The 24,052-nt window shown below is 63.4% G+C and carries 23 protein-coding genes; 6 read left to right on the top strand and 17 right to left on the bottom strand.

The window, feature by feature from the left end:
- Positions 1-156 precede the first annotated feature (156 nt).
- The 9 genes from istB to ACWPWT_RS00950 form a co-directional block, all read right to left on the bottom strand.
- Positions 157-885: an IS21-like element helper ATPase IstB gene (istB, locus tag ACWPWT_RS00990; RefSeq protein WP_062127353.1), complete on the bottom strand. Its 729-nt coding sequence runs from the start codon at positions 883-885 to the stop codon at positions 157-159.
- Positions 872-2,383, bottom strand: coding sequence for an IS21 family transposase (gene istA, locus ACWPWT_RS00985; RefSeq protein WP_454278192.1), 1,512 nt, complete (start codon positions 2,381-2,383; stop codon positions 872-874). Before istA ends, istB begins: the two co-directional genes overlap by 14 nt.
- Before the next feature lie 76 nt (positions 2,384-2,459).
- The gene (locus tag ACWPWT_RS00980; RefSeq protein ID WP_454278191.1) at positions 2,460-3,482 is read right to left on the bottom strand and encodes a DNA methyltransferase; all 1,023 of its coding nucleotides are present in this window, start codon (positions 3,480-3,482) and stop codon (positions 2,460-2,462) included.
- Between the two features lies 1 nt (position 3,483).
- Entirely contained in the window at positions 3,484-7,233 is a 3,750-nt protein-coding gene (locus ACWPWT_RS00975) for a DUF6079 family protein (protein ID WP_454278190.1), read from the bottom strand.
- A complete protein-coding gene (gene brxF / locus ACWPWT_RS00970; protein ID WP_454278189.1) occupies positions 7,230-7,709 on the bottom strand; it encodes a BREX-3 system P-loop-containing protein BrxF in 480 nt (159 codons plus the stop codon). The genes ACWPWT_RS00975 and brxF overlap by 4 nt, the downstream gene beginning before the upstream one ends.
- A complete protein-coding gene (locus ACWPWT_RS00965) occupies positions 7,706-7,960 on the bottom strand; it encodes a hypothetical protein (protein WP_454278188.1) in 255 nt (84 codons plus the stop codon). The genes brxF and ACWPWT_RS00965 overlap by 4 nt, the downstream gene beginning before the upstream one ends.
- 456 nt (positions 7,961-8,416) lie before the next feature.
- The gene (locus tag ACWPWT_RS00960) at positions 8,417-9,220 is read right to left on the bottom strand and encodes a hypothetical protein (RefSeq protein ID WP_454278187.1); all 804 of its coding nucleotides are present in this window, start codon (positions 9,218-9,220) and stop codon (positions 8,417-8,419) included.
- A gap of 69 nt (positions 9,221-9,289) precedes the next feature.
- Positions 9,290-9,583, bottom strand: a complete 294-nt coding sequence (locus ACWPWT_RS00955; RefSeq protein ID WP_454278186.1) for a hypothetical protein — start codon at positions 9,581-9,583, stop codon at positions 9,290-9,292.
- A gap of 41 nt (positions 9,584-9,624) precedes the next feature.
- Positions 9,625-13,029, bottom strand: coding sequence for a TM0106 family RecB-like putative nuclease (locus ACWPWT_RS00950; protein ID WP_454278185.1), 3,405 nt, complete (start codon positions 13,027-13,029; stop codon positions 9,625-9,627).
- A gap of 100 nt (positions 13,030-13,129) precedes the next feature.
- Here ACWPWT_RS00950 and ACWPWT_RS00945 point away from each other — a divergent pair, with 100 nt between their 5' ends.
- A complete protein-coding gene (locus ACWPWT_RS00945) occupies positions 13,130-14,125 on the top strand; it encodes a helix-turn-helix transcriptional regulator (RefSeq protein ID WP_454278184.1) in 996 nt (331 codons plus the stop codon).
- Positions 14,126-14,167: 42 nt separating this feature from the next.
- Here the strand turns inward: ACWPWT_RS00945 and ACWPWT_RS00940 are convergent, their stop codons facing one another.
- A complete protein-coding gene (locus ACWPWT_RS00940) occupies positions 14,168-14,431 on the bottom strand; it encodes a DUF3892 domain-containing protein (protein ID WP_454278183.1) in 264 nt (87 codons plus the stop codon).
- 2 nt (positions 14,432-14,433) lie between these two features.
- On the bottom strand, positions 14,434-14,649 hold the full coding sequence (locus tag ACWPWT_RS00935) for a hypothetical protein (protein WP_454278182.1): 216 nt from the start codon (positions 14,647-14,649) through the stop codon (positions 14,434-14,436).
- A 150-nt stretch (positions 14,650-14,799) separates the two neighbouring features.
- On the opposite strand from ACWPWT_RS00935, the gene ACWPWT_RS00930 reads away from it, so the two are divergent.
- Positions 14,800-14,922, top strand: a complete 123-nt coding sequence (locus tag ACWPWT_RS00930; protein ID WP_454278181.1) for a hypothetical protein — start codon at positions 14,800-14,802, stop codon at positions 14,920-14,922.
- An 86-nt stretch (positions 14,923-15,008) separates the two neighbouring features.
- On the opposite strand, the gene ACWPWT_RS00925 is transcribed toward ACWPWT_RS00930, so the two are convergent.
- Genes ACWPWT_RS00925 through ACWPWT_RS00915 form a run of 3 tightly spaced genes read right to left on the bottom strand, consistent with a single transcriptional unit; the run spans position 15,009 to position 15,789 of the window.
- Positions 15,009-15,209: a DUF5818 domain-containing protein gene (locus ACWPWT_RS00925; RefSeq protein ID WP_454278180.1), complete on the bottom strand. Its 201-nt coding sequence runs from the start codon at positions 15,207-15,209 to the stop codon at positions 15,009-15,011.
- Complete coding sequence (locus ACWPWT_RS00920) at positions 15,209-15,649, bottom strand: thermonuclease family protein (protein ID WP_454279864.1); 441 nt, start codon at positions 15,647-15,649, stop codon at positions 15,209-15,211. The genes ACWPWT_RS00925 and ACWPWT_RS00920 overlap by 1 nt, the downstream gene beginning before the upstream one ends.
- Positions 15,649-15,789 (bottom strand): hypothetical protein, encoded by a 141-nt coding sequence (locus tag ACWPWT_RS00915; RefSeq protein ID WP_454278179.1) that lies wholly within the window; start codon positions 15,787-15,789, stop codon positions 15,649-15,651. Before ACWPWT_RS00915 ends, ACWPWT_RS00920 begins: the two co-directional genes overlap by 1 nt.
- 153 nt (positions 15,790-15,942) lie before the next feature.
- On the opposite strand from ACWPWT_RS00915, the gene ACWPWT_RS00910 reads away from it, so the two are divergent.
- Together ACWPWT_RS00910 and ACWPWT_RS00905 are read left to right on the top strand one after the other, a co-directional pair.
- On the top strand, positions 15,943-16,149 hold the full coding sequence (locus ACWPWT_RS00910; protein WP_454278178.1) for a DUF6961 family protein: 207 nt from the start codon (positions 15,943-15,945) through the stop codon (positions 16,147-16,149).
- Positions 16,150-16,222: 73 nt separating this feature from the next.
- Positions 16,223-17,122: a PDZ domain-containing protein gene (locus ACWPWT_RS00905; RefSeq protein ID WP_454278177.1), complete on the top strand. Its 900-nt coding sequence runs from the start codon at positions 16,223-16,225 to the stop codon at positions 17,120-17,122.
- A gap of 468 nt (positions 17,123-17,590) precedes the next feature.
- On the opposite strand, the gene ACWPWT_RS00900 is transcribed toward ACWPWT_RS00905, so the two are convergent.
- From ACWPWT_RS00900 to ACWPWT_RS00890, 3 genes are all read right to left on the bottom strand, one after another.
- The gene (locus ACWPWT_RS00900) at positions 17,591-18,901 is read right to left on the bottom strand and encodes a hypothetical protein (RefSeq protein ID WP_454278176.1); all 1,311 of its coding nucleotides are present in this window, start codon (positions 18,899-18,901) and stop codon (positions 17,591-17,593) included.
- A gap of 125 nt (positions 18,902-19,026) precedes the next feature.
- Entirely contained in the window at positions 19,027-21,774 is a 2,748-nt protein-coding gene (locus tag ACWPWT_RS00895; RefSeq protein WP_454278175.1) for a UvrD-helicase domain-containing protein, read from the bottom strand.
- Positions 21,775-21,790: 16 nt separating this feature from the next.
- Positions 21,791-22,093 (bottom strand): ArsR/SmtB family transcription factor, encoded by a 303-nt coding sequence (locus ACWPWT_RS00890; RefSeq protein ID WP_454279863.1) that lies wholly within the window; start codon positions 22,091-22,093, stop codon positions 21,791-21,793.
- Positions 22,094-22,283: 190 nt separating this feature from the next.
- On the opposite strand from ACWPWT_RS00890, the gene ACWPWT_RS00885 reads away from it, so the two are divergent.
- Entirely contained in the window at positions 22,284-23,054 is a 771-nt protein-coding gene (locus tag ACWPWT_RS00885; protein WP_454278174.1) for a hypothetical protein, read from the top strand.
- 105 nt (positions 23,055-23,159) lie between these two features.
- On the top strand, positions 23,160-24,047 hold the full coding sequence (locus ACWPWT_RS00880; RefSeq protein WP_454278173.1) for a 3'-5' exonuclease: 888 nt from the start codon (positions 23,160-23,162) through the stop codon (positions 24,045-24,047).
- Positions 24,048-24,052: the final 5 nt, after the last annotated feature.

The raw sequence follows: 24,052 nt of genomic DNA, 5'->3' as shown, positions 1-24,052 counted from the left end.
AAAGGACCCCCTATCGGCGTCCAAAAGGGACCCCCTTCGTCGAGCAGCGTAACGGGTATGACGGGCGCACTGTTCGTGCTGGTTGCGGCGTAGGGCGGGCGTAGCCCGACCGGAGGCGCAACCAGCACGAAGCGTTCTCTGCCGGTGCCCCAGGCTTCAGCTTCGATGTTTGAAGCGCCAGCTGTCGTTGCCGGTTTCGACGATGTCGCAATGGTGGGTAATGCGGTCGAGCAGCGCGGTGGTCATCTTGGGGTCGCCAAAGACGGTCGGCCACTCACCAAAGGCCAGGTTGGTGGTGACGATGACCGAGGTCTTCTCGTAGAGCTTGCTGACGAGGTGGAAGAGCAGTTGACCGCCCGAGCGTGCAAACGGCAGGTAGCCAAGCTCGTCGAGCACCACGAGATCGAGGCGCGAAAGCTGGGCCGCCAGCGTGCCGGCCTTGCCGAGGCGCGTTTCCTCCTCGAGCCGGTTCACCAGGTCCACTGTGTTGAAGTAGCGTCCGCGGGCGCCGGCTCGTACCACATTGGCAGTGATGGCGGTGGCGAGATGCGTCTTGCCGGTACCCGTTCCACCGACCAGCACGACGTTGCGTTGGCCCGGAAGAAACGAGCCGCTGTACAGCGAGCGCACCAGTCCCTCGTTGATGGGAGTGTCGCCGAAGACGAAGGCGTCGAGGTCCTTCACCGCGGGTAACCTGGCGGCCGACATCCGGTAACGGACCGAGGCTGCATGGCGGTGCGTCGCCTCGGCACGCAGCAGGTCGGTCAGGACCTCCATGGTCGTGCGCTTGCGCTGGAGACCGGTAGTGACCGCCTCGTCGAAGGCGCCAGCCATGCCCTTCAGCCCCAACTCGGCCATGGCCGTCATCATCTCATGCCGCTGCATGGAGACCTCGCAGGCTGTCATAGCGGTTGCAGTCGGCACGGGGCGGATGGCGCAGCGCCAGATCTTCTGGCGTGACAATAGTCAGCGGTCGCGGCGGTTCGCGCCGGCGGGCCAGGATGTTGACGATGACGTCGTCGCTGGCGACGCCGGCCAGCAATGCTTCGCGCACGGCCACTTCTACCGCCTCCAGCCCGTCGTCGAGCACCGCTGCCAGCACCCGCACGAACCGCCGGTCGGCATCGTCGCCGGTGCCAAGCTTGCGCCGCAGTCGTGCCAGCGCAGGCGGCAACTCCCAGCCCTGGAACGGTGCGCCGTTGCGCAGGGCACCCGGCTTGGTCACCAGCACCGGCAGATAGTGCCACGGGTCGTAGATGGTCCGGTCGCGGCCGAAGAACCGGGGATGGTCGGCGACGACTTCACCGTCGCAGCGCACGACGATGCGGTCGGCATAGGCGCGGACCTGAACGGCACGTCGCACCACCCTGGCAGAAACGGAGTAGCGATTGCGGTCGAAGCTGATGAGGCATGTGCCGCTTACCGCATGCTCGCTCTCATGAAAGCCGTCGAAGGGTGCGACAACAGGCTGGAGCACGCTGCGCTCGGCAGCCCAGGCCTGAGCAACCGTCAGTTCCTTCTGCTCGGGATGCTGGTGCAACTCTGCCCAGCGCCGACACTCGGCCTCCAGCCAACCGTTCAGCTCCTCGAGGCTGGTAAATCGCAGGCGTGGCTGGAAGAAGCGGCCGCGTGCGGTTTGCACCTGGTTCTCGACCTGACCTTTCTCCCAGCCCGACGCCGGCGAGCAGGCGGTCGGCTCGACCATGTAATGGTTGGCCATGACCAGGAAGCGCCGGTTGAAGACACGCTCCTTGCCCGTGAACACGCTCGTGACCGCCGTCTTCATGTTGTCGTAGATGCCGCGCGTCGGCACACCTCCGAAGAAGGCAAACGCCCGCGCATGCGCGTCGAACAGCATCTCCTGTGTCTCGCGGGGATAGGCTCGCACATACATTGCCCGCGACGCGCATAGCCGGACATGCGCGACCTTTACCCGCATCGGCTTGCCCGAAATCTCCACGTCCTCGTGGCTCCAGTCGAACTGGTAAGCCTCGCCCGGCCGGAACAGCAGCGGGATGAACGCCGGCGCATTCATCACATCGCGACGTCGCGCCCGGCGCCAGCGGGCCGCATAACGCCGCACCGCGTCGTACGAGCCGTCGAACCCCTCGCGCAGCAGCAGGTCGTGGATGCGCGTGAGGCGCAGCTTCTCGCGCCGCGGCCGTGCCTCATCTTCCTCCAGCAACGCATCCAGTCGCGCCTGAAATGGCCCCAGCTTCGGCAGCGGCTGTACCTCCCGCCGATACCCCATGTCCGCTTCCGGCGCCCGGATCGCCTTGCGCACCACCTTGCGCGACAGGTGCAGGTCCCGCGCTATCGCCTTGATGGCCTTCCCCGACGCGTGCTCGCGCCGGATCCTCAACACCGTCTCCAATACCAGCATCCCGATCTCGCCGCCTGACACACCGCCAAGCGAACAGCCTAGACCAACGGGATGAGGGGTCCCTTTTCGACGCCGATCACCCCGCTACCGGGGTCCCTTTTCCACGCCGATCCACAGCCGTGAGTTCACGTTCAACGCGGCCATTTGGCGTTGCCACGCTCACTAGCACTGGCTCGAACTTCACACGGCGCCAGATCTCGCCCGTTGCGGGATCAGTGGTGCTCTCGAACACGCGTTCAAGACGGTCTTTGTTCAACTGGGCTCCGCAATGTGGACAGGGGAACGTAGCAGACACCCGCCCCTCGTCGTCACTTTTGGCATCCCGATGAAAGTTGATGGTTCCCGTGCACTCCGGACAGGTGAAAACTTCGCTCCAGACCATGTAGTTAATGCGTTGACCGTTGGATTCGTACATCCAGCCGATCTCCTCGCGCACGTCGCGCAGCAGCTTCTCGGCAGCCTTTTCGAACTCGTCCACGTCCAACGGCGTGATGTAGTTCGCGGCGATGAAACTGGCGGCGGGCGAGAGATCGTTGATGATCGCCCGACGAGCGCCCCATGCGGGGGCGTCACGCCCGCCGTTCTTGAATTGTGTCTCCACGGAACGCTTATAGGCCGGCGGCGCCACGTCACAGAACGTCGCGGCGACGCCGGTCATGCCCGACCCACCGAACCCGTCGAGAACGAGATCGCCGGGCTTGGTGTAATGGAGGATCGACGGCACGATCGCCTGATGGGGCACCTTGGTATGGTAACCATGTGCCTTGTAGAGCGGATCCGTCTTCCCCACCGCTACGTCGATGGCGAGTGGAGCCCGAACATAAGCCGTGTGCGGCTCCGCTGCGGCAGCGCTCCCGATCCAATCTCCGATGAAGGGGTTCGGGCAAGCCGTGTAGTATGGCGGATCCGACATCTTCACGATGTCGTCGTCGCTACCGGCCGGGAAGCCGGGCGTGGCGCGGAACGCAGCATCGGCGAGTCGCTCTCGCAGGAGCACACGAAAGTGCTCCCGACGCTCGTCGTCATTGGCGAAAGTCTGCCCGAGGCACGTCACCGGCTGCCCGGCTCCCTTCAGGTCCATGCGCACTTGGCTCGCCATATCAGTTCACCCCCTCGACGATGACGAAGCGTACCTTCGTCTCGTCCTTGCCCTTGAGTTCGTCGGCGAGCAGCTTCTCGAAGCGCTTCCGGATGTCGTCGATGGTCACCGGCGATCCCCCGCTCGTCAGTGCGGCGCGAAGGTCGGCTGACGTGATCTCCACCTTGGCAAGGTCAGAGAGAGCGTCCCGGATACCGGCCACTATCTCCCCATCGAGCGGTTCCGGCAGGTCGCCGCCTGCTGCGAACGCCTTGATGCGTTCGCGCAACTTGGCATCCACCAGCTGAAGACCTTCGGCGAGCGTGATGGGATCGTCGAGCTCCTCGCGCAGCCTGGTCGTCCACGCCGCCAGCAAGTTGTCGAGCCGGTGGTCGAGCGCCGCTAGGACCGAAGACGCCGGGGCGGTCAGCGGGAGCTGGTCGGCCTTCGGCGTATAGGAGCAGTGCGGGCACGTCGCCCGCGCGGCCAGCTCGCTCTCGACAAGGCCCGAGCAGGTCTTCAGGTCGGCGAGGGTGTTGCGGAAGCTCTCCAGCTCGTTGCCCGGAAGGATGGGCACGCGAGTTAGCTGCTCGAGGGTCTTGAGCCGCTGATCGTTCATCAACGCCCCCTTGGTCTTGCTCTCCGTTACGCCGAGGCGAGCCTTCGCGTGCAGCGACATGTAGTGGGTCACGTAATCCTTCTTGAGCGTGGCGAGGCGCGTGCGGACTGCGGACATGGCCGCAGCGTCCAGCACGTCGCCCAATTGGCCGGCGATCTCGTGCCGGGCTTTGCGGGCCTTCTCGAGCCAGGGATCGTCGTCCCGCAGGACGATCTCGGTCTGCTGCAGATAGGTTGCGTCCTTCGCGACGGCCTCTATCTGGCCGACGAGCGAGGCGATGCGGCGGAAGCCGGCGAAGTCGTCGGTCCGCGCCGCGATGTCGGCGGGCGTGGTCCGCAGGTTCTTCAGCTTTGCAGGGCTGTTGTAGGCGGTGTTGGATTCGGCGAACTTCCGCGCGGCGTCGATCCGGGTCCTGCCGTCCTGGACCTGCTCCGGCGACATGACCGAGGCACCCCAGAAAGAGAGCGAGCTCTCTAGCCCCGTTCCCAGCATGAGCGTGCTGGCGATGACCTTCTCGAGCGCGTCCTGGAAATTGCGGACCGCGGCGTCGTCGCCCTTGGCGGCGGCCTGCGCCTGGCCGGCGGGGAGTCCGAAGAGTTCGTAGAGGTCGCGCAGGACCGTCACGTTGACGTCCTTCGGCGCTTCGACGTGCTTGAAGGCCGCCAGCTCCTCGACGAGCGACGCCGAACCGTCACCGAGGTTCGACGAGTCGATCTTCCTGCCGGCGACGGACACGACCACGTCGCCCGAATGGATCAGAGCTGCGAGGATGACTGCGACGAGATCTGGCTCAAGCCCAAAGCGACCCGGCACGAACGACTCTGCCATGGACGTCGCCTCGAAGATATCCCCGCGGTTGAGCACCTGACCGGTGCCCTTGGCGGCAAGGCGAGTGATGATCTCCTGGGCGTAAGGGGAGTGGCGCGGATCGAGCTTGTGGCCGTCCAGCAGCTTCAGCGCGTCGAGGATCATGACCGCGTCCTTCGGCCGCACGGGGCCGGACAGCGCCTTCACGGCTGTCGTGCAGAGCATCTTCCGGTTGGCGTCTGTCACGATCGTGCCGAACGTTGGGTATTCCGAATACTGCTCAGCGAAGTGCGGCGCGAGCAGGAAACCAGCCGACGCGTTGATGTATTCGCGAAAGTTGACGGTCTCATCGCCCTTGATGCCAGCGCGCTCGCGCACCGAGAAGCCCGTCGCCCACTCACCGAGCGTCCGAGTCTTGCCCCGGTAGGTGACGTTGAAGGCGGTGGTCTGCTGGTCGCGCAGCCACTTGCGCATGCTCTTCAGCGCATCCTCGGCCTTGTTGGTGTAGACGGTCTTGGCGTTGCCGCTGTTGAGCCCGGCCAGCGCCGAGGCGGACGAGAACCGCCGCAGGATCGCGGTCAGCGCCTCGTCCTTGCTGGCCAAACGCAGGAACACCTCGTCGGACTTTTCCTCATCCTTGAACTTCGGCGGATCATACGGCTGGACGAAGTATAGATAGAAGTCGCGCGCCGGATAGGCGGTTGGGCGGTCGTTCGGCGAACCGAAGAACAGGTAACCGTCGCGGTGGACGCGATGCTCGTGCCACTCGAGCGGATACTGCCAGATCCTGTGACCCGGTAGATGCGTCGCCTCGTCGGTCCGTTCCATCAGGTGAGCGATCGCCTGATAGTAGGCGTTGTCGAGATCCTCGTCATCGAGGCTCTCGCCACGCTTGTCGATCTCGGCGTCATAATCGACGTCCTTGGCGACATCGAGGTATACTTGGTCGCTTCCGGTTGCACGCGTTATGAATTGCCCGTTCACCGCCTTCATGATGTCGCCGATCGTGGCGTCGATGAAGGTGAGCAGGTCCTGAGCCGGCTCGTCCGAAGGGAAATCGGCTGCCATGGGGTTCATCAGCAGGAGTTGATCGCGAAGCTCGGCGGAGGTCGGGCCCATCGGCACGTTTATGTTCGGAGTGGTCAGGCGCTTGATCGCCAAGCCGTCGATGATGCGGTGCGCTGTGGGACGGCTCATCGCCTTGCCCTTCGGGAACGCCGTCTCGACCTTTTCCTGCAGCGTTTCGGCGATTCGTACGACATCGCGCACACCCGGCTGCGCACGAAATGCGGGATTTGCGCGCACATCGGTCCAGAAGCTGTCATAGGTGATGACGCCGGGACGGTCGGTCGGCACCTCCATATCAAGCATCCGCCGCATCGTACCGGAGAGCGTCGACAGAGCGTTTCTGTTTTCGGCAAACTCGATCTGTTCGAAGGTGGTGAGATAGTCGGGGTGTACAGGAAAGAGTCGGACGAACTGATCGAGTTTGTCGCCCATGCTGCCGTAGAACTTGGCGAAGGGCTCCAGATGCTTGCGGATGGCCTCGCGCTGGTGTTCGTCCTTGCGGAGCAGCCGCTCGGCGACCACGAACCCGATGTCCTGACGGTCGATCAGTACCTGCTGGAAGCGATCCTTCACTCGCCGCAGGCTGTCTGCGGTGGAGGCGAAGCGCCCGCTGTCGAAGATCGCCTCCTGCACGCCCCCGACGAACCGGAAGCGGGTGTTCTTGGCGATCTCCCCGATCTCGCGCAGGAAAGACAGGTCGTGGACGAGCTCGGTGTCCTTGCGGGAGCGCAGATAGTCGAGCATCTCGTCGACTACGACGAGCAGCCCCTGGCCAGGGAATCCCCGCTCGAAGACGTCCATCATCTCGATAAGCGCGGTCTTGTTCTGAGTGACTTTGTCTTCGGGTGGGAACTTGAACGTGACGCCCTTGGCAGCGAGGAAGCCTTCCAGCTCCTGTACCAGGATGTCGCGCAGCGACATCCGACTGGAAATCTCGATGCGCAACACCTGGAACTTGCCGCTGATTGGACTTGCGGCGGCGCGCACCTTTTCGTTACGGACCTCCGGCATCATCTCGGCGTCTTCGGCGATCGTCGAGATTACCGACATCAGGTGGGACTTGCCGGTGCCGTAGTTTCCGACGACAAGGATTCCCTTGTGGTCTACCGCGGGGTCGAAGCCGAGCTGGGGGAAGATCACATCGGCAATGCGGTCGGCCATCGCTTCCGAAATGACGTAGCTCGCGACCAGACGACGGCCCTCGTCCGCCTTGTTCGCGTCGAGCAGCTGAATGACCGACTCGATAGGCTCGAACTTGACGAGATCGCTGTACTTCATCCGTATATGCTTTCGTTAGTCGATAGGTCGAGGATGAGTGCGCGTGACGCATCCTCGTTGAGACATTCGGGGTGGTCGGGATCGGCGTAACGGAGGCGGCCGCGATCGACGCGTCCCGGCCAGGAGGCGCAGACGGCACGTCGCCGGGCGACGCGGCAGAGCACGTCGATGGCGTTGATCTTGAGCTGTGGCAGCATCAGGATCTGGATGCGGTCAAGCAGGAGTATGGGAGACTCTGGCGCCATCGCGGCGATAATCGTGCTGACGCCCGCCCTCGTATCGATCGCATCGATCAGCGCCTGCGCGAGCACGACGTTGAGGTTGATCGGCAGCACGCCGGTGAGTTCCGAAAGTGCCTTGAGCGTGATGCCTCGATAGTTCTCGTCACCGACGAGCAGCACCGGTTTGCCGCCCGATATGCCCGTGGCGTTCAACAGGTGCTTGGCATCCCGCGCAAATGCCCAATGATCGATCATGACAGTTCACCGATCATCTTCAACCGCCGCAGAACGACCTTCTCCAGTCCGGCAAGCGAATCACGCTTGCGGACCACGATGGCGAGTAGGCGAAGACCCAGATCCTCGGGGCAGGGGTTAGCGGCTGAGATCCAGTAGCGCACCGCACGGTCGGACACACCAAGGTCGCCAGCAATAGGCGCCTGCCATCGCTCGCCGTAAAGCGCTTCTCCGACCAAGCGGAGCAGTTCGAGATGCTCATTCCCCCTCATGCTTCCGGGATTTTAGGAATGAACCTGAACTTCGCCAACTGGATTTTTTGGCAGGACGTCTTTTAGCGCCCGCCAACCAGCGGCTACGCGACGCTCGGCTACGCTAATATGGATATTGACATCATGTTGGCCATGCTGGCGCCCGGCCGTGACCCGCGTGTCGTGGCGGTCTCAAATCGCCATTCCGTCGGCCCGATCACCCAAACGCGAATTTTGCAGGGGTCGGCCGCTAGTTTGACAGCGTGGTCGCGTCACGCGTTGTTATCAACGAGCGCGGGGTACGCGTGCAGGTCCCGCCCGTTCGACAGCACACCCTGGTCGTTCAATGATATGCGAGAGGATATTTTGCCTGATGTTTGGAAAGCGGCTTCCAAATGCCACCGTCCGGACTGCAACGATCGATCAGCTATATCCGCCGACCCATCGGCAGCCCGGACATGTGCACCAAATTATGCCTCAGGCACCCGGAACAGTGGTTCGGCGACTGGTCATTCTACGCGTATATTCTTCCTCTTCCTGAATGGTCGGGAAGTCGAGGCCATCGAGACCGTCTACGATCGGTCGAAGCTGCTCGATCGTCCGAAGATCGTCCAGCAACTGCGCCCGGCTGTATGTATCTGGATCGATCAAGGCGCCGTCGAAACGTCTCAGGGTCATCGGCGTGCCCTGGAACTGGCGGGCAGCGAGATCCTGCAGCTTTGCGTGACGAGACGAATATCTATCGAGCGGCCTGTCGAAGTCCTCGCACCGGCTCGGAAGCGCACGATGGGTGATGTTCGTGCAGTTCACCGTCGGAATGAGCCAGCAGTAGACCAGACGCTTTCGGGCCTGTTCGACATCGCCGGCCTCCAGCGCCATGAGCACAAGCGATTTCACCTGGGCCACCGGAAAGCCGTGCTCGACGTCCGTCAGTTCGATCGTCTGGCCTACACGTTCCTCCGTGAAGAACTGCGGACATTTCTTCCTCGTCCATGGAAGGAGGTACTGATCGCGCATGAGATCTCCGACCGCTTCGCGCCGTCGCCGTCGAGCGACGCGTGCGAACATCGGCACCTTCTGTACGAGCAAGTCGAGGAAGCGGATGTCGGCGTCGAATTTGGCAGGCAGATAGAGGCCGACCCAGTCCGCCAACTTGACGCCATTCCACCCCCGCTCCAACTGTTCGGACCAGATGGCCCGAACGTCTTTCGGCTTATGGCCGACGTCTACCGGCTCGAAATCTTCACCGTCGTAAACCGATTCATCTTCGCTATCGAACATCGTCTTTATATCTCCAGTGAACTTCATGACGGTAGATGACGAGAAACTAAGTTTTCGTTGCCGCAATGATCACAGCCATCGCTTGTCGCCCGACTTCATCACCTCGAAACCGGTGACGAGAAGCGCGATGTCCGCTGCGGCGAACGCAAGCCCCGTCTTCGTCCAGCCGTACGTCAGGAGGGTCGCCGGCCAGCCGATCGCCAGCAGGATCATCATGACTCCGATGAGACGGGTGGCGGGGTGCCACCATCTTGCAGGCTGCTGATACTGCTCGTGCACGATCACGGTGCCATCGCCATCGCTCGGCCAGACGTCGCGCACCACCAGCCGGGCATCCGGCGGCAGATCGGCGCGAGCATGCACGGATCGATGCCGACGAGGGCCTTCAGAAGGAGTTCCTGACATCAGGCGGCACGGCGTTCGTCGATGGCCGCAGCCGCCTGATCCCGCTGCTCGTCAGCGAAATGTTTCGCCCAGCAAAGACCATCGACGAGTTCCATCTGCTCGATCGTGGAACAGGGAATCTCGAGTAGCCGGGGGTTGGCGTAGATGATCGCGAGGCACTTTGCGCGACTGATCGCCACGTTCAGCCGATTGCGGCTGTACAGGAATTCGATGTTCCTTGGCAGGTTGTCGCCGGACGAGGTGGCCATCGAAATCAGCACGACCGGCGCCTCCTGCCCCTGAAACTTATCGACCGTCCCGACCCGCGCGCCTTCGGGCAAGGCGCGCTTCAACAGTTCGACCTGCATGTTGTACGGCGACACGACTAGGATGTCGTCGGTGCCGATGGTGTGCTGGTTTCCGTGCCTGTCCGTCCATCGCCCCCCCAGGACGGAACGATATGTCACAGCGAGTCGATCGGCCTCCTCTTGGGAACGCTGCGTGCATCCGGTGTGCTCGACGTCGACGAAGCGCAGGCCGGTAGGTGCAAGCGCGTCGGGGTCCCGCGCGCAGTCGATCTCAAGGCGTTGGTTGACGGTGGTCGCTTCCGCTTCCAGCCGTCCCTCGTACACCGCATCTGAGATGAAACGGCATAGGTCCGGGTGCATGCGCCTGGTGACGGGCAGGAACACGCCCTGCTCGGCGGGAACGGTCGCATGGCCTTCGAGAAGATAATCGAGACCAGACATTCCGCTGCTCCCGGGATGCGTGCCGGTGATCGGCTGTGACAGCTGCATCTGGTCGCCGACGAGGACGATATTGCGGGTGGCCACGCCCATGGCCACGATGTTCGCGAGACTGACCTGTCCGGCTTCGTCTATGAAAAGGTAATCGAAGGCCTCGTCCATCTCCTCGCGTGCGAACAGCCAGGCCGTACCCGCTACAAGCTGATGGTATGGCTGAACCCCGCTGCCGGTCCCACCGATCACGTCCTCGATCCAACCGCTCGTGGCGAGTGCCTGGTCCAAGCGGCTCGACTTCTTCATCCCACGGCAGTCCAGACCCTGTGCCGTGGCCGCCGCCTCGACGTCGGCGAGCAGGTTGTTGATGGCCTTGTGCGAATTGGACGCGATGCCGATCCGCTTGCCGGCCGCAAGCAGGGCGACGATCGCCTGAGACGAGGTGTAGGTCTTGCCCGCACCCGGTGGGCCCTGGATCAGGAGGTAGCTGTCGTCGAGCGCAACGAGGGCTTCGATGGCGCCGCCGGTCGCATCGGCGCCATCTGCCACGATCGCTTGGCCAGGCGCGCGGCCGGAGAGGCTGGGACGGTCGCGGCGCAGAACGGAGGTGATCGCACGATACCGGCTTCCGCCTGCGGCGACATGTTCGGCATAGCGGTGGATGGCGCCGCGCAGGACGGTGTCGCCGATCGGGCCGGTCGGGATGAGCGCAGCCCCAGGCTCCAGCGGCGAGCGGCTGGGACCCAGCTTCAATTCGATAAGGCGTGCCTCCTCGTCCAGCATGACGATGTCACCCGCGGGCTCGAGCGTTCCCGAACGGAGAGGCGAGTCCCCGACCTTCAGCTTGAAGTCCTGCGCCGGGAACGTGAAGGTTTGGACCGTCGAGCGCCTCTCCTTGCGGGGCGCGATCGTCGGGTGAGGCATCAGCTCGGCGAGGCTCTCGGCATCGTTCAGCAGTGCCTCGCGGTCCATGTCCCGACGTGCGAACATAGCCCACCAGGACGGCTTCGCCTCGCGTCGGTGGAATTCGAGCAGATCGACCAGCAGCCGCCGCCACGGCGCGTCCTCGGCTTCGATCAGCGCCTCGGCCAAGCGGCGTGTCCGTTCCTCTGCCTCGGTTCGAGCCGCCGCCTTGGCGGGGTCCGGCGCGCCGACCTCGCGACCTTCGAACCAAGACATGCCTTCTGGCCGAAGCGAGAGCAGCCAGTCGCGGCACATGCGGGTCGAGCGGCAGTCGATCTCATTGTAGTCAGCTATCTCCCGCAGCAACTGCTCGTCGCCCAGGCGCCGCCAGCGTTCATAGATGATGATGCTGTCGCCGGCGTTCTTGACCTCGCCCTGGCGGCCGCCGGGCAGGTAGAAGGCCTCCATGTTCTTGATCGAGTAGCGGGGCTCCGACGTTCGGATGGATTCCGCGACAACGCGGTACAGGTCGACGAACTTCTCGCCGCGCAGGAGGTCGTCGACCTCCGTCTCACGTGTGCCGTGATACATCGCGAGCTTCTTGAGTGCGGTCTGCTCGTACGCCGCATAATGATAGATGTGCGCCGCAGGATATCGAGCGAGTCGATCCACCATGAAGTCGACGGTCTGTTCGAACGCGAACTTTTCGCTCTCGCGATCATCCGCCCAGAATTCGTGGAACCGGTCCTCGCCGTCACCGTCGAAGGCGACGAGGCCAAAGAGATACTCGAGCCCGCCGTCGAAGAGCGGATCGCCTTCCATGTCGAAGAACATGTCGCCGTGATCGGGCTGCGGCAGGCGCGCGAAGCCACGGCCGGGTTGGAGAGGGAGGGTCTCCACCGTGCGTTCACCTGTCCGGCGCTGATGCGCCTGGAGTCGTGCCTGGTTCGAGAGCCGGGCTACGGTATCCGGCTGCATCCCGTCGATGCGGGTGTCCGCCGGCAGCAGGCCGAGCGTTCCGATGTCGTCGATGCCGGCACCCCGCAGGGCCGCGATCTGACCACGGCCCATTCCCGCTACGATCGAGAGGTGATCGGCGGCATCCCATTCCTGGTCGCATCTGTCCGACCACCGGCAGAAGGTGCAGTGTCCGCACGGATCGCCAGCCGATGTCACCGGCGGCGCGTCGACGTATGCTTCGAAGCGGCGGCGCGCGAAGCTGAAGTAATGCAGCACCGACGACGTACGGAGCGAGGTGATCTCGCCCGACCCGAGCACCACATGCATCTGCGGAGGGATGACGCCCTGCACCTCGGCAAGCATCTCGGCGTAGACGCACAGCTGCAGAACATGCTTGGCCTTGGCCGATCGGGCCAGCTTCGTATCGGCGACATCGTAAACGTATGCGCCGAGAGAGGAATGCGCGTCGTCGCGTCGGAGGAGGAAGTCGGAATAGCCGTGCCAGCGACCCGCCAGGAAGGCGCCTTGGTACACGACGTCATGACCTTCCTGCATCGCGCGCTTGGTCGCCTCGGCGCGCTCCTCAAGTGTCCCGGTGGAGGCAATCTCGACCACGGAGCGTCCCTCGTCCTGCAGACGGCGAAGATACGCGCGTTCGTGCTGGATCCCTTTCTCCTGCAACAGGACGGCGTTCTCGTCTTCGGCGGCGAAGGTGGTGGGCGAGGCGAGGTTCCGCACGTCGAGTATGGTGGCGTGGCCGCAACCCATGAAGTTGACGAGGTCGCTCGCCGAGAAGATCGTTCGTCCGCCGTAGTTCCGCATCTTTCCCCCGATCTGCGGATCGCCATCCGCTGGACTGCATCGTGCACGTCCATCATGATGTCGTCACAGGACAAATCCTGTCGCATGGGGAAGGTTGAGGATGTCCTACCGCAACGCGATCGATCTTCTGACCATCGCGTCGCGGGCGGCAAGTGCACGAGGCATCAGTCTGGATGAGATCGCTGACGTCCTGGAACGCGATTACCGGACCGCGCAACGTGTCGTCGCCGCTCTTCGCGAGCGCTTTCCTGAACTGGATAGCTACCGTGACGAGGATTCAGGAAAGATGCGCTGGCGTCTTCCGTACAAGGCCATCGCGCCCCTCTTGGCTCCCACCGCCGAGGAACTCGCCGCCCTGACCCTGGCGGAGGAGATGCTGACGAACGGTGCTGGAACGGACCAGGTGCAGGCGCTGCGGTCGCTGCATGGCAAAATCCTGGCGCTTATTCCAAGCGAACTTAGCCGCCGCATCGAGGCCGACGAGGACGCGCTCCTGCTCGCTCTCGGTCACGCGGCCCGCCCCGGACCCAGGCCTGTGGGCCGGGAGGGGATCGATCATGCCATCTCCACGGCCCTGAAGGGAACGTCGCGACTGCGGATTCGCTATTGCGGCTGGAAGGACGAGGTCGCCCGTGAACGTGTCGTCGCGCCGCACGGCTTGTTGCTTGGCGCCCGTCGTTACCTGGTCGCCGTCGACTTGGAAAAGGTGGGCGGCGGCATCCAGCACTTTCGCGTGGAGGCCATCGAGGAGGCCACCGTTCTGCCCGAGTCCTTCGTGCGCAAGGCAGGCTTCGATCTCGAAGACCACGCGCAGCGCTGCTTCGGCTCGTTTCAGCAGGATGATGGCATCCACGACGTCGCATGGCGCTTCGCTCCACGCGCCGTACCGCGGGCGACCGGCTTCCTGTTCCATCCCGCCCAAACCGTCGAACGCGAGAAGGACGGTTCTCTGGTGGTCAGGTTCCGCGCGGCCGGTCTGCTTGAGATGTGCTGGCATCTGTACATGTGGGGCGACGCGGTCGAAGTGCTGTCGCCGCCGGAACTCGCGCGGATGGTCGAAGACCATCGCCGTGACGACTTCGCTTCCATGCCATAGCGCCATGGGGGTCGGGGCGGGCCCCGACCCCGGCGGCGGACATCAACAGTTCGGCAGATCGTCGAGGTTGTTCCTCGACGTGGTGTCCCGGTCGGTCCGCAGGTACTTCCCAGTCGGGCCGTTCACGACCCGGATCTTGGTTTCCGGATAGTGCGTCCAGTTCACCCAGTATTCGTGCAGACCGCCTTCGATGTCGCTGATCGCGTCGGCCTTGCTGCGGGGCGACCAGTAATCGCCCGAGTTGCAGAGCTTGGTGATGTCGCCCTGCGAGTTCTTGCCGGTGGCCCGGACGTATCGCTTCGCCATGCTCAGTTCTCCTTCACGGTGGTGTGCGGGCTGGCCCTTCCGTGGGCGGTGGTGACGTAACGCCCTGAGATGGCGCTGCGGTAGTGGCCCCCCGATGTGCCGCCCGTACCTGCGGCTTCGCGGACGGTGGTATGCGGGCTCGCCTTGCCGTGGCTGGCGGTGACGTACCGCCCGCTGATCGCGCTGCGGTAGCTGCCGCCGCTTCGACCCTTGGTCATGATGGTATTCTCCTGTTCCTGCGATCCGAATCGTCGCAATCGAAACATGGAGATGAAGGACGACAGATCCTGTCGCTTCCGCTTCCCTTGCGTCGCGATCCTGAGGGTGAGGAATGAATTCACGGCGGAAAGACGAAGGAGGAGCGCAGGGTGGCCACGCGCCAGGACGTCCGATTACCCAACGTCGAGCGTGATGCCGATGCCGTCAAAACGGCCGAGCCGCAAGCAGCCTCGCTAGGCCAGTTTGCGGATGTTCAAGAAGTGATGGGGTGAACGGTCGGCGGATCACGGGGCGCCGGAATGCTCGATCATGATCTTGGATCGACAGTGATGTCGGCGCCGTCGCCCGTCTCGTCGCCCTACAGCGCCTTGATGGTCCCCACGGCCAGCAGGTCGAATCCGTCCCTCGTTCCGCTGACCCGCACGCGGCGGCCCAGCAACCGGCGCGCCCGCCAACCCGCGTCCAGCCTCCACGTACCCCCGCCTCTGACATCTAGCACCAGTTCTCCCTGCCGTTCGAGGAGCAGGCCTTCGATTTCGTGCCGCGTGCCGATTGGCATCAGTGCTTCCTTCCGCAGCGGTGATTCCGCCAGTATCTGTCCCAATGGAGCACCGTTCCGCTGGCGACCATCGCACATGAAACATCAACCCCCGCCGCGGTGATGCACCAAGCGCCGGTGCGAGAGCCGCCAGCCGGGCCGTTCGACACGCACCTCATAGGTTCGCCCCTCACGATGACGTGGCCTTGACGCGACTGGCCCGTCGGTCGACCGATGAGACGAACCAGCGCGTCGCGCGAAGCCTCTGCGGTGGCGGAGGGACAGGGTTGGTTCGAACGGCAGGTGCCGTCATGTTCCCGCGCGGCGATGCCCGCGATGCGAAGACGGGGACCCTCGGCGCACCATACCGGACCGTCCCCATCCCACACGCGGGTCGGGGTGCAACGGAATTCCTGCCCCGACGGCACCACCTGCACCGTGGCGAGCAGGATCAGCGTCATCATGTCCGCGGGCGCGGAATGACGATCTCCCACATGCCGTCCGCAGCTGGCGGCTGCCTCACTGCGCGGCCACGCTCACCGAGGGCCAGTCGATCCAATTCGCGCCGGATCGCGCCTTTCAAAAAGGTGTCGAGCGTCATTTTCGGCCGAGATCCCTTGAGGTGTGATCGGACGAGGGCGTCCGTCATCTTGTCTACGTTCACCGACCACTGCACGTCTTGAGCCATGCACCTGCATGACGCGGAGCGGTGCCGCTGCCAAGACGTTGCGGCAATACGGGAGTGGATGGCTGAATGAACCCCGACCAGGAACGCCATGCTGAGGCGCTCGCCATCGAGCGGCTGCATGGCCCGGATGCGCCCCGTTGGATTGCTGAGCGGATCGGCGTACTGGCGCTGGCTGGCGACGATGCCGGGGTCGCGCGCTTTCAAGAAATCGCCATCAAATTGGACCAGCTTCGCTGCGCAATGCAGCTGGAAGTCGGTTGCGCTCGCCACTGATCGCGTGCGAACTAGCAACTGCCGCCGTGGGGACGGATGGCATTTGGGGGAGTTTAAGATGAATAAGTCGCACTTGGTCGCAGCGGTGACAGGCATCCTATTGTCCACGCCGGCGTTCGCCGATGAGTACTTCGCGGTCACGCCCTCGGGTGCGACGGAAATGATGTTCGCCCAACCACCGACCGAAGTCGTGGGCAAACTGTCAGCCAAGTGCATCGACTCGCACTGGAGCGTCACCTCGTCCACCGCGACTGAAGTCGTGTGCGAGGCGCCGTTGAACTTCGGGCAGTCGCTCATGGGCACGCTGTTGATGGGCAACAGCTACTCCACTCCCCCGCGACGCTTCTTCAAGTACACAGTTTCGACGGTCGGGGGCGTGTCCCGCGTTCAGGCGTCGGGCTGGATGGAGCTGCAGATGGCGTTCGGGCAGATGAAGCGGACCGATTTCTCGGGACCCGAGTTTCACAATGGCGCGATGAACTTCATGGGGGCAGCGGGCGGCAAGCTCCCGAAGGGAACGACGTTCCCCAATCATGCCTTCCTCGGCGTCGGGCTGGAACCGGTACCGACCGGCAAGGTGACGAACATGCGCGTTACCGCGCTGCAGGAGGGGTCTGCGGCAGGCCAGGCGGGTCTGCAGGTCGGCGACCAGATCACCGCGATCGCAGGCAAACGGTTTAAGAGCGGTGACGACTTCCAGGACTCGCTGGCCAAGGCGGCGAAGACTGCGACCTATCCGGTGGAGATTCTACACGACGGCAAGCCTATGAAGTTGATGGTGTCCCGGACGTATCGGCCCGCCTTCACCGAGGAGATGGTGGCCGCTGCAGCGGCACCCGTGGCGGTGACGCTCACCAACCCGCCCCAGCTATCGGTCGCCGACGAACTGGCGAAGCTGGGCAAGCTGAAGACGGACGGGCTCATCACCCAGGATGAATTCGATCAGCAGAAAGCCAAGCTGCTGGCGCGCTAATCGTAGGGTGGGCCTCAACAGCGGTTCCCGGTCCCGCCCCCCACTATCGTCGTATCGCACGCGAAGTATCCATTCTCCCCGTCGTCGATCGTCATGCCCAATTCGGATCGCAGGTGCTTGAGGCGATGACGAGGCCGACTCCGCGTGCGCTTCGTCAGGATCGTCGGTGTGCGCACCGACGATCCTGACGCGCCGCCCAACCAGCCTGTGAACGCGCCACCCCGCATCGAGCCGCCATATTCTACCAAAGCCACCTTTGAGTACCAGTTATTCCCGGCCCATCAGCGGCATTCCCTCCCTGACGCGTTCGGTCTCCCGGAGCATCAGCGGGGCCCGGCCAGTCACTTCGCCGATAGCCCGGCGACTGCGCGGCTGCACGCCGACAGCGTCAGTGCGAGCGTCCTGATTATTATCAGACTTCTTATCGATATCCCCCCTCGTATTTCATAGCTGCGCCTCCGGCGACGTCTATCTTGCCGCCAGAAACTGCTGCACCCCGAGCAGTGGCTTGCACCGCGATCCGTGCCTCGACACGCGGATCAGGTGGCCGATGATCGTGCACCGTGCGACGATCACCATGCGCTTGTCGAAACCAGCCCGCTTCATTGCGACCGAGAAGTTGTTGAGCGCGTCGGTGATCTGGTCGGCTGCGGAACCCGGCTCCAGTCTGTTCAAGCCGCCGTCGTAGAAACGATGGGCCATTCCGGTGCGCTCCACGTACCGCAGCACCGCAGGATCGTCGCTTATAGAGGCAGCATCGAGTTCGTAGGCGATCACGGCGTCCGTTGCGTCGTGCTGACGACAGAGGACCTCGATGAAGCGGCAGGCGCAGAGCATGATCATCGCGTCCAACCCGTCCTCGGGCGACATCTGGGATGCGAAGCGCGTCAGGTTGTCGGTCCCAAAGCCCCCACGATCCGCACCCTCCATCATCCACCGGCCTTTGCTGGCATTCGGGTGTCCGGCGTCGGCCGCCTTATAAAAGCATTCAATACCGAACTCGGGATCCCATGGGCTGGCGAGGCCGTTTCCATGTAGAATCGCGAGGTTGTATAGTGCCGAGACGTGGCCGCCCGCGGCAGCACGGCGCAATGCGTGATCGGCCGTGCCAAAATCGCCATTCTGTATGGCCAAGACACCTTCGGCGTATGTCGCTTCGATGTCATCACTCGGGCTGCGGTAAAAGGGATTGGCAAACGTGTGCATGGTGGATTCGCCGACGCCTGCGCGGCGACTTTCGATTTCATCAATCACGTCCTGCCACCGCTCGGCGTTATTGTAGGCTCCGCTGCGAACGCAGTTATTGTGGAAATGGGTCCCATACTTGATCCGCAGCGCATCAATCGCCGGCATGTTCTGCTCGGCGAACAGGATGAAGGCCTGCGTGATTACCACGTCAACGAGGCTGTCTGGCAGTTTGGCTGTGAGGTTGCGTCGGGCCTGTTCTAGAAATGCCGCGCCGGGATTGCGTTTGCCGACATAGGAATCTTCGGACCGGCGCCCCTCATACTCGATCACGTGCATCTTGAGCGATGACGCCTCGAGTAGCTGCAAATGTAACCCACCCAGATTGACGGTTCGATCATACTGCTCCGCCAAGAACCACCAAGCATCCTGCTCGGTCGGGAGAGTGCGCGCGATGTCGCCGGACATCTCTACCGCGATCTCCAACAGCGCTCCTACATTTTCGTCACTATTTGATGAAATATGTTCCGTCACATGTGGACCAGCCTGGACGGGCGATTCTGTCTTAGCCCCAAACAGTCCAAAAAATGCCATGATATCACCCCCAAATTGGACTGCGTATTTTATAGAATGATGATCCTAGGCTTTGCAACGCGCTCACTGCATTGTCGCGTATGCAAATGTCGACCTGCTCCTCAGGTGTTGATGTTCTCGCAGGATCATTTGCCGGATGGGGCACGAGTTGCTTCAGTATGTTGACATGCAGGAGCCCTGCTGCAGTTCCGGGCCATCGACCCGTCAGCCTGCGGTCGGTCGCCCATCGTGCCGACGAGACATTTGCGGCATATGTCGATCGGCACGCCATCCGCCGTCTCGAAGCGGATGTCATCGCCGGCGATCTCGAACAGTTCATGAATGAAGGGGGATGGCTGCCGATCGTTGGCGATGAGAAACGTCCCCCGACTGGCACGCGTGAGGGCGACGTAGAATAGACGGCGCTCCTCGGCGAACGGATATGTTTCAGGTCGGGGGATCACTAGGTTGAGGAGCTCGTCATCCTCAATCCGGCTGGGCACGCCATAGTTGCCGTCGCTCACGTCGAGAAGGATAGTGTAGTCGGCTTCCAGACCCTTTGACCTGTGGAACGACAGGCCGGTGACATCGATGTTCTCGAACCGGGGAGGACGGCCGTTGAACGGATCGAGTGAGTTGTAGCGCCAGAGGACGAGAACCTTCAGCCGACGGCGTTCGGCGGTGCGCCACTGTGCGGCCTGAGTGCCCAGAAAGACGTCGAGCCGGTTGAGGATTTTGCGACATGGTTCGGTGAAGCCGGGCTTATTGCGGGTTACATCGACGGGCACGACCCTGATTGACCGCGACACCGCGGGCCGCGTCGAAACGACCGTTTTGCGGAATTGGCCCGGGTTGCGCTGGACGAACGCCGCGGCGGTATCGGCGAGCGCCTGATTGCACCGGTATGTGCGTTCAAGCCGCCCCATCCACGACGCACCGAAACCCCTCTCGAAGTCGGTGAATATCGTCACGTCCGACCCGGCGAATCGGTAGATCGACTGCCAGTCGTCCCCAACGGCGAACAGTTTGTTAAAAGGCTTCTGGTGCTTGAGAGCCTTGACGAGGTTGGCCCGCGGCTCCGACGTGTCTTGGAACTCGTCGACGAGGATCAGCGAGAAGGGACTTCGATACCTGCCCGTCTCAACGTAGCGGACGGCGTCGCCGATCATTGAGTCATAGTCGATCCGCTGCGCCTTATCGAGCCTGTCGGTGTATTCCTCGGCGATCTTCCAGATGACCTCGACGAAGTGTCGCGCCCGGACCTTATCATGGAGGGTTTCGGCCTTCTTGAGCAGTATGTCGCGGGTGAGCCGGCTGGCTCGGATGTGCTTCACGCAGACGCCGATGACGCGGTGGTAGCGGCTGATGACCATCGGTGCGACTGCCTTCAGTACCTCCTGTGGCGACCGCGCGACCATCTTGATCTCGCGTTTCCGCAACTCGATCTCGAGCTTCTCGAGGAGCTTGCCGGCAGCGTCGTCGGCAGATCTCGTCTCGAAGAAATCGGCCTGGATTTTCGCATAGCCAGTCCGCTTGAGCGCGGCTTCGACGATATAGCCATCGAACGGCGACGTCCCGTCCTTGTTGATAGCGAAGTGCTCGTGGATGGTGCCGGATTCGGGGTAGAAGAAGTCCGGGTGCACGAACTGTGGCGGCTCGCCCTCGCCCTTCGGGATACGAATCCTTCGCTCGTATTCGAAGTCGACGGTGTGCCGCCACAGCCAATTGACGATGCGACGCTCTTGGAGCGACCTGACATAGAGGTTAGGGACGAGCGTCCCGATGCTGTCGGGGCGCTTTCCGCCATTATCCGCGATGTAGCGCTTGTATTCCTCTTCGGTCGAGAACGCCTCGAGCGGGAGGTCCGCCTTCGGGTAGAGCGACAGCAGATCGGTCCATAGCGACAGAAAACGCTCGTCCCGTTCCTTGAGGTCGGAGACGATCGTCTCGATGAAGCGGGCTTCGCCGCTGGCGTTCTCCACCCAATTGGCGAGGCGGGGCGGCTCGCCATCGACCTCCTTGATGATAGAAAAGCCGAGCGCGTGGAACGTGGTGACCCGACAGGCAAGATCATTGGGCTGCACTTGCAACTGACGCGCAATGCGCTCTTTCAACTCAGCGGCCGCGCTGGTGTTGTAGGCGAGGACAAGGATGTCCTCGGGTGCGTAGAGCCCCTTCTGGAGGACGTAGGCCACCTTGCCGACCATGGTCGCCGATTTTCCCGACCCGGCGGAGGCAACAAGCAGGTTGCTGTCCTCTAGCCTGATGCAAGCCTCGCGCTGCTCCATCGCCATCGAAACGCCGCCGAGGTCCTCGAAGAAGGGGCCGAAGCGCTTGAGTTCGTACGCCACGAACTCCTCGTTGTAACGTCGCCGCGTCTCGGGATCGGTGATCATTTTGAGCGAGGCGGGAAGTAATGCGCGGACGGCATCCGGAATCCTCGCCTCGTCAAAGAGCGGGTGCGATAACGCTTGAGCCGCCGTGCCGGGGACGCCCGAGATCGCTTGGCTGACGTCCGCATGGGCCAGATACTGGCGTTTAGCGTCGGTGATAAGCCGTACGGCGGCATCGACGCCGCGCAGCTGCCCTTCGCTTCGGCTGATCAGCGCAGCCAAGTGCTGGTTGATGAAGTGCACCAGGTCATGGCGAAGCGTCTGGGCGGCGGCGGCGGAAAGCCCGGTGAGTTTCTCGATCCGGTCGGGCGACCGGATCTCGACCGTGTGCCAGATTAGGGCCTTCGTCACGTCGACGGCGTTGACGTCGACGCAGGCGATGTCGTCGGTGGCGAGCGCCAGCCGGTCGCCGCGCGACGGATGGAGGACGACCTTCCAGTTCTCCGCCAGGAAGATCCGCGCCCAAATGCTGGGTCTGTACGTCCGCGCCCGGATGGGCATCGCTCGTCGACCCCTGCTACTTCGAGTGGCGGCTGCGCGCCTGACGTCCGCGCTCGCAGGCGTTGTGCAGGAACGCGCTGAGGTCTTCGGCGGGCACCGTCTCCGCCTTGTAGATCACGCTCCGACCGATCTTCTCGGACGAAACCAGCCCCGCACGCTCCAGGATTGCGAGATGCGCGCTCATGGTGTTCGGTGTCGTGCCGATGGCGGCGGCGATGTCGCTGGACGCCATGCCATCCGGCAGAGCATCGACGAGCGCGCGGAACGCAGCGAACCGGCTCGTCTGCGACAAGGCGCTCATCACCTGCAGGGCATGCATCTTTTCCACTCCAATCATTCTAGGTTGGCTCCACCCCATAGGGAAGGGTCATCCAATATCGTTAATACGGCATTTACACTACAATAATTCGCGAAGTATTGTATTATTTCAGGTGCGCGCCATATTGTGGTTCGTCGGCGGCCGTCGCCATCGCCGACAGTGACGCTGTCGGCGACGATGGAGTGACATTATGGACATGAGCGCAGCAGGAGGCATCGATGCCGGTCAGCACCCTGGCAATCGCCAGAATGGGCGCGACGTCGAACCGACTCGGCGTATAGGCGCGCTGTTCCCTGACCCGTTGGATGAGGATGGGGCCGCTGATGAGGTCGTCGTCACGACGCGCCGCGCAATCGGTCGCGTGGCGTTGGTGGCGACCGAGACTGCGACGCGCTTCCAACGGGATGCGGTGGAGCACGATCCGATGAGCTGGATGTTCGCACCCCGGCAGCTGTTCGGCGGCGCCGCAGCGGTCGACGCCTGCCTCGACCGACAGGACTGCATGCGTGGCATCCTGCTGCATGGGCTTGGCATCGGGCTGGACGCCGATCGCTCCGCCATGGACGAGTTGCTGGCGGGCGATGGCGACGAGCGCAAGGGCCGGTTCCTCTTCGGCCACCAGCCTTCGTCGCGTTCCTCGCGTGGCCGCCGCAGGACCACGCCGCGCGCGCGCATGTATACGGCCACGATCGTCGACACGCGCGACAACCGGATGATGCAGGTCTTTCACGCCAGCATCGCGCGCGACGTCGACGAGGTACGGACGCGCCTTGCCGGGCGCTTCGGTCCGGATGTCGCGGACCTCGCCGACATCCGCCAGGGCGTGCATGTGGCATCGCCGCCTGTGCTCGCTCTGGTGCCGGAGCCGGTCCTCGATCTTATCCGGAACATGGAGCAGGATTGCTCCAGCCCCACCGCGCGGCACTTCGCGGTCGACATTGAGATGGGGATTCAGGCGTAACAGACCGGATGTGATGGCTGCAGCCGAGTGATCGCCTCCCAAGGGAGCATCGTCCCGCCGCCGCCGAGGCATCCGCCCGGCCTGACCCGAATTCGGGAGATACACATGACCTTGCAAGCCGAAGTCGGCCGCGCTGAAGCGGCCGACGACGCGAACGTGCGCGTCCTGCATCCGCTTCGTCTCCATGAAGGCCCGACCGGCGATGGAGTCGGTCGCGGTCTTCACGTCGGCGTCGCGATCGACGTCGAGACCACCGGCCTCGACGTGGACACTGGGAAGGTGATCGAACTCGCCATCCGCCGCTTTCGCTACGACGCTGATGGCGTGATCACCACCATCGACGAGGCGTTCGAGTGGCGGCAGGATCCGGGAGAGCCGCTCGCCGCCGACATCACCGCTCTGACCGGCCTGACGGACGCAGACCTGGCCGGACGTTCGATCGACGAGAAGCATGCCACCGACCTCCTCCGCTCGGCCAGTTTCGTGGTCGCGCACAACAGCGCTTTCGACCGCCGTTGGGTCGAAAGGCGCCTGCCCGGTGCCGCCGGCCTGAACTGGTGCTGCTCCATGCGGCAGGTGGACTGGCGTGCCCGGCATTTCGATGGCCGCGTTCTCGGCTATCTTCTGCTGCAGGCCGGCTTCTACCACTGCGGCCATCGCGCGTCGGCGGACGTGGATGCCCTGATTCAGATGCTGCGCCACGTCGACGCCGATGGTCGGACCGCTCTGTCGGAAATGATCCACACGGGCTCGAAGCCGACGTGGATCGTGCGCGCCCGCGGCGCCCACTTCGACTTGAAGGATCGTCTTAGGGCGCGCGGCTATTGTTGGGATGCCACGGTCGACCGCAAGGTCTGGTGGCGTGAGGTCGCCGACGATCAACTCGTCGCCGAGCAATCCTGGCTCGCGACCAACGTCTACGCGGCCGACGCCCGCCCCCAGAAGATCTGCCCCGAGATCGTCCGCGTGACACCGCGGACCCGATTCCTCTGATCCCC

Source organism: Sphingomonas sp. Marseille-Q8236, from assembly GCF_965112005.1.
The sequence above is the reverse complement of the archived record's forward strand: the minus strand, read 5'-3'. Positions and strand labels throughout refer to the sequence as shown.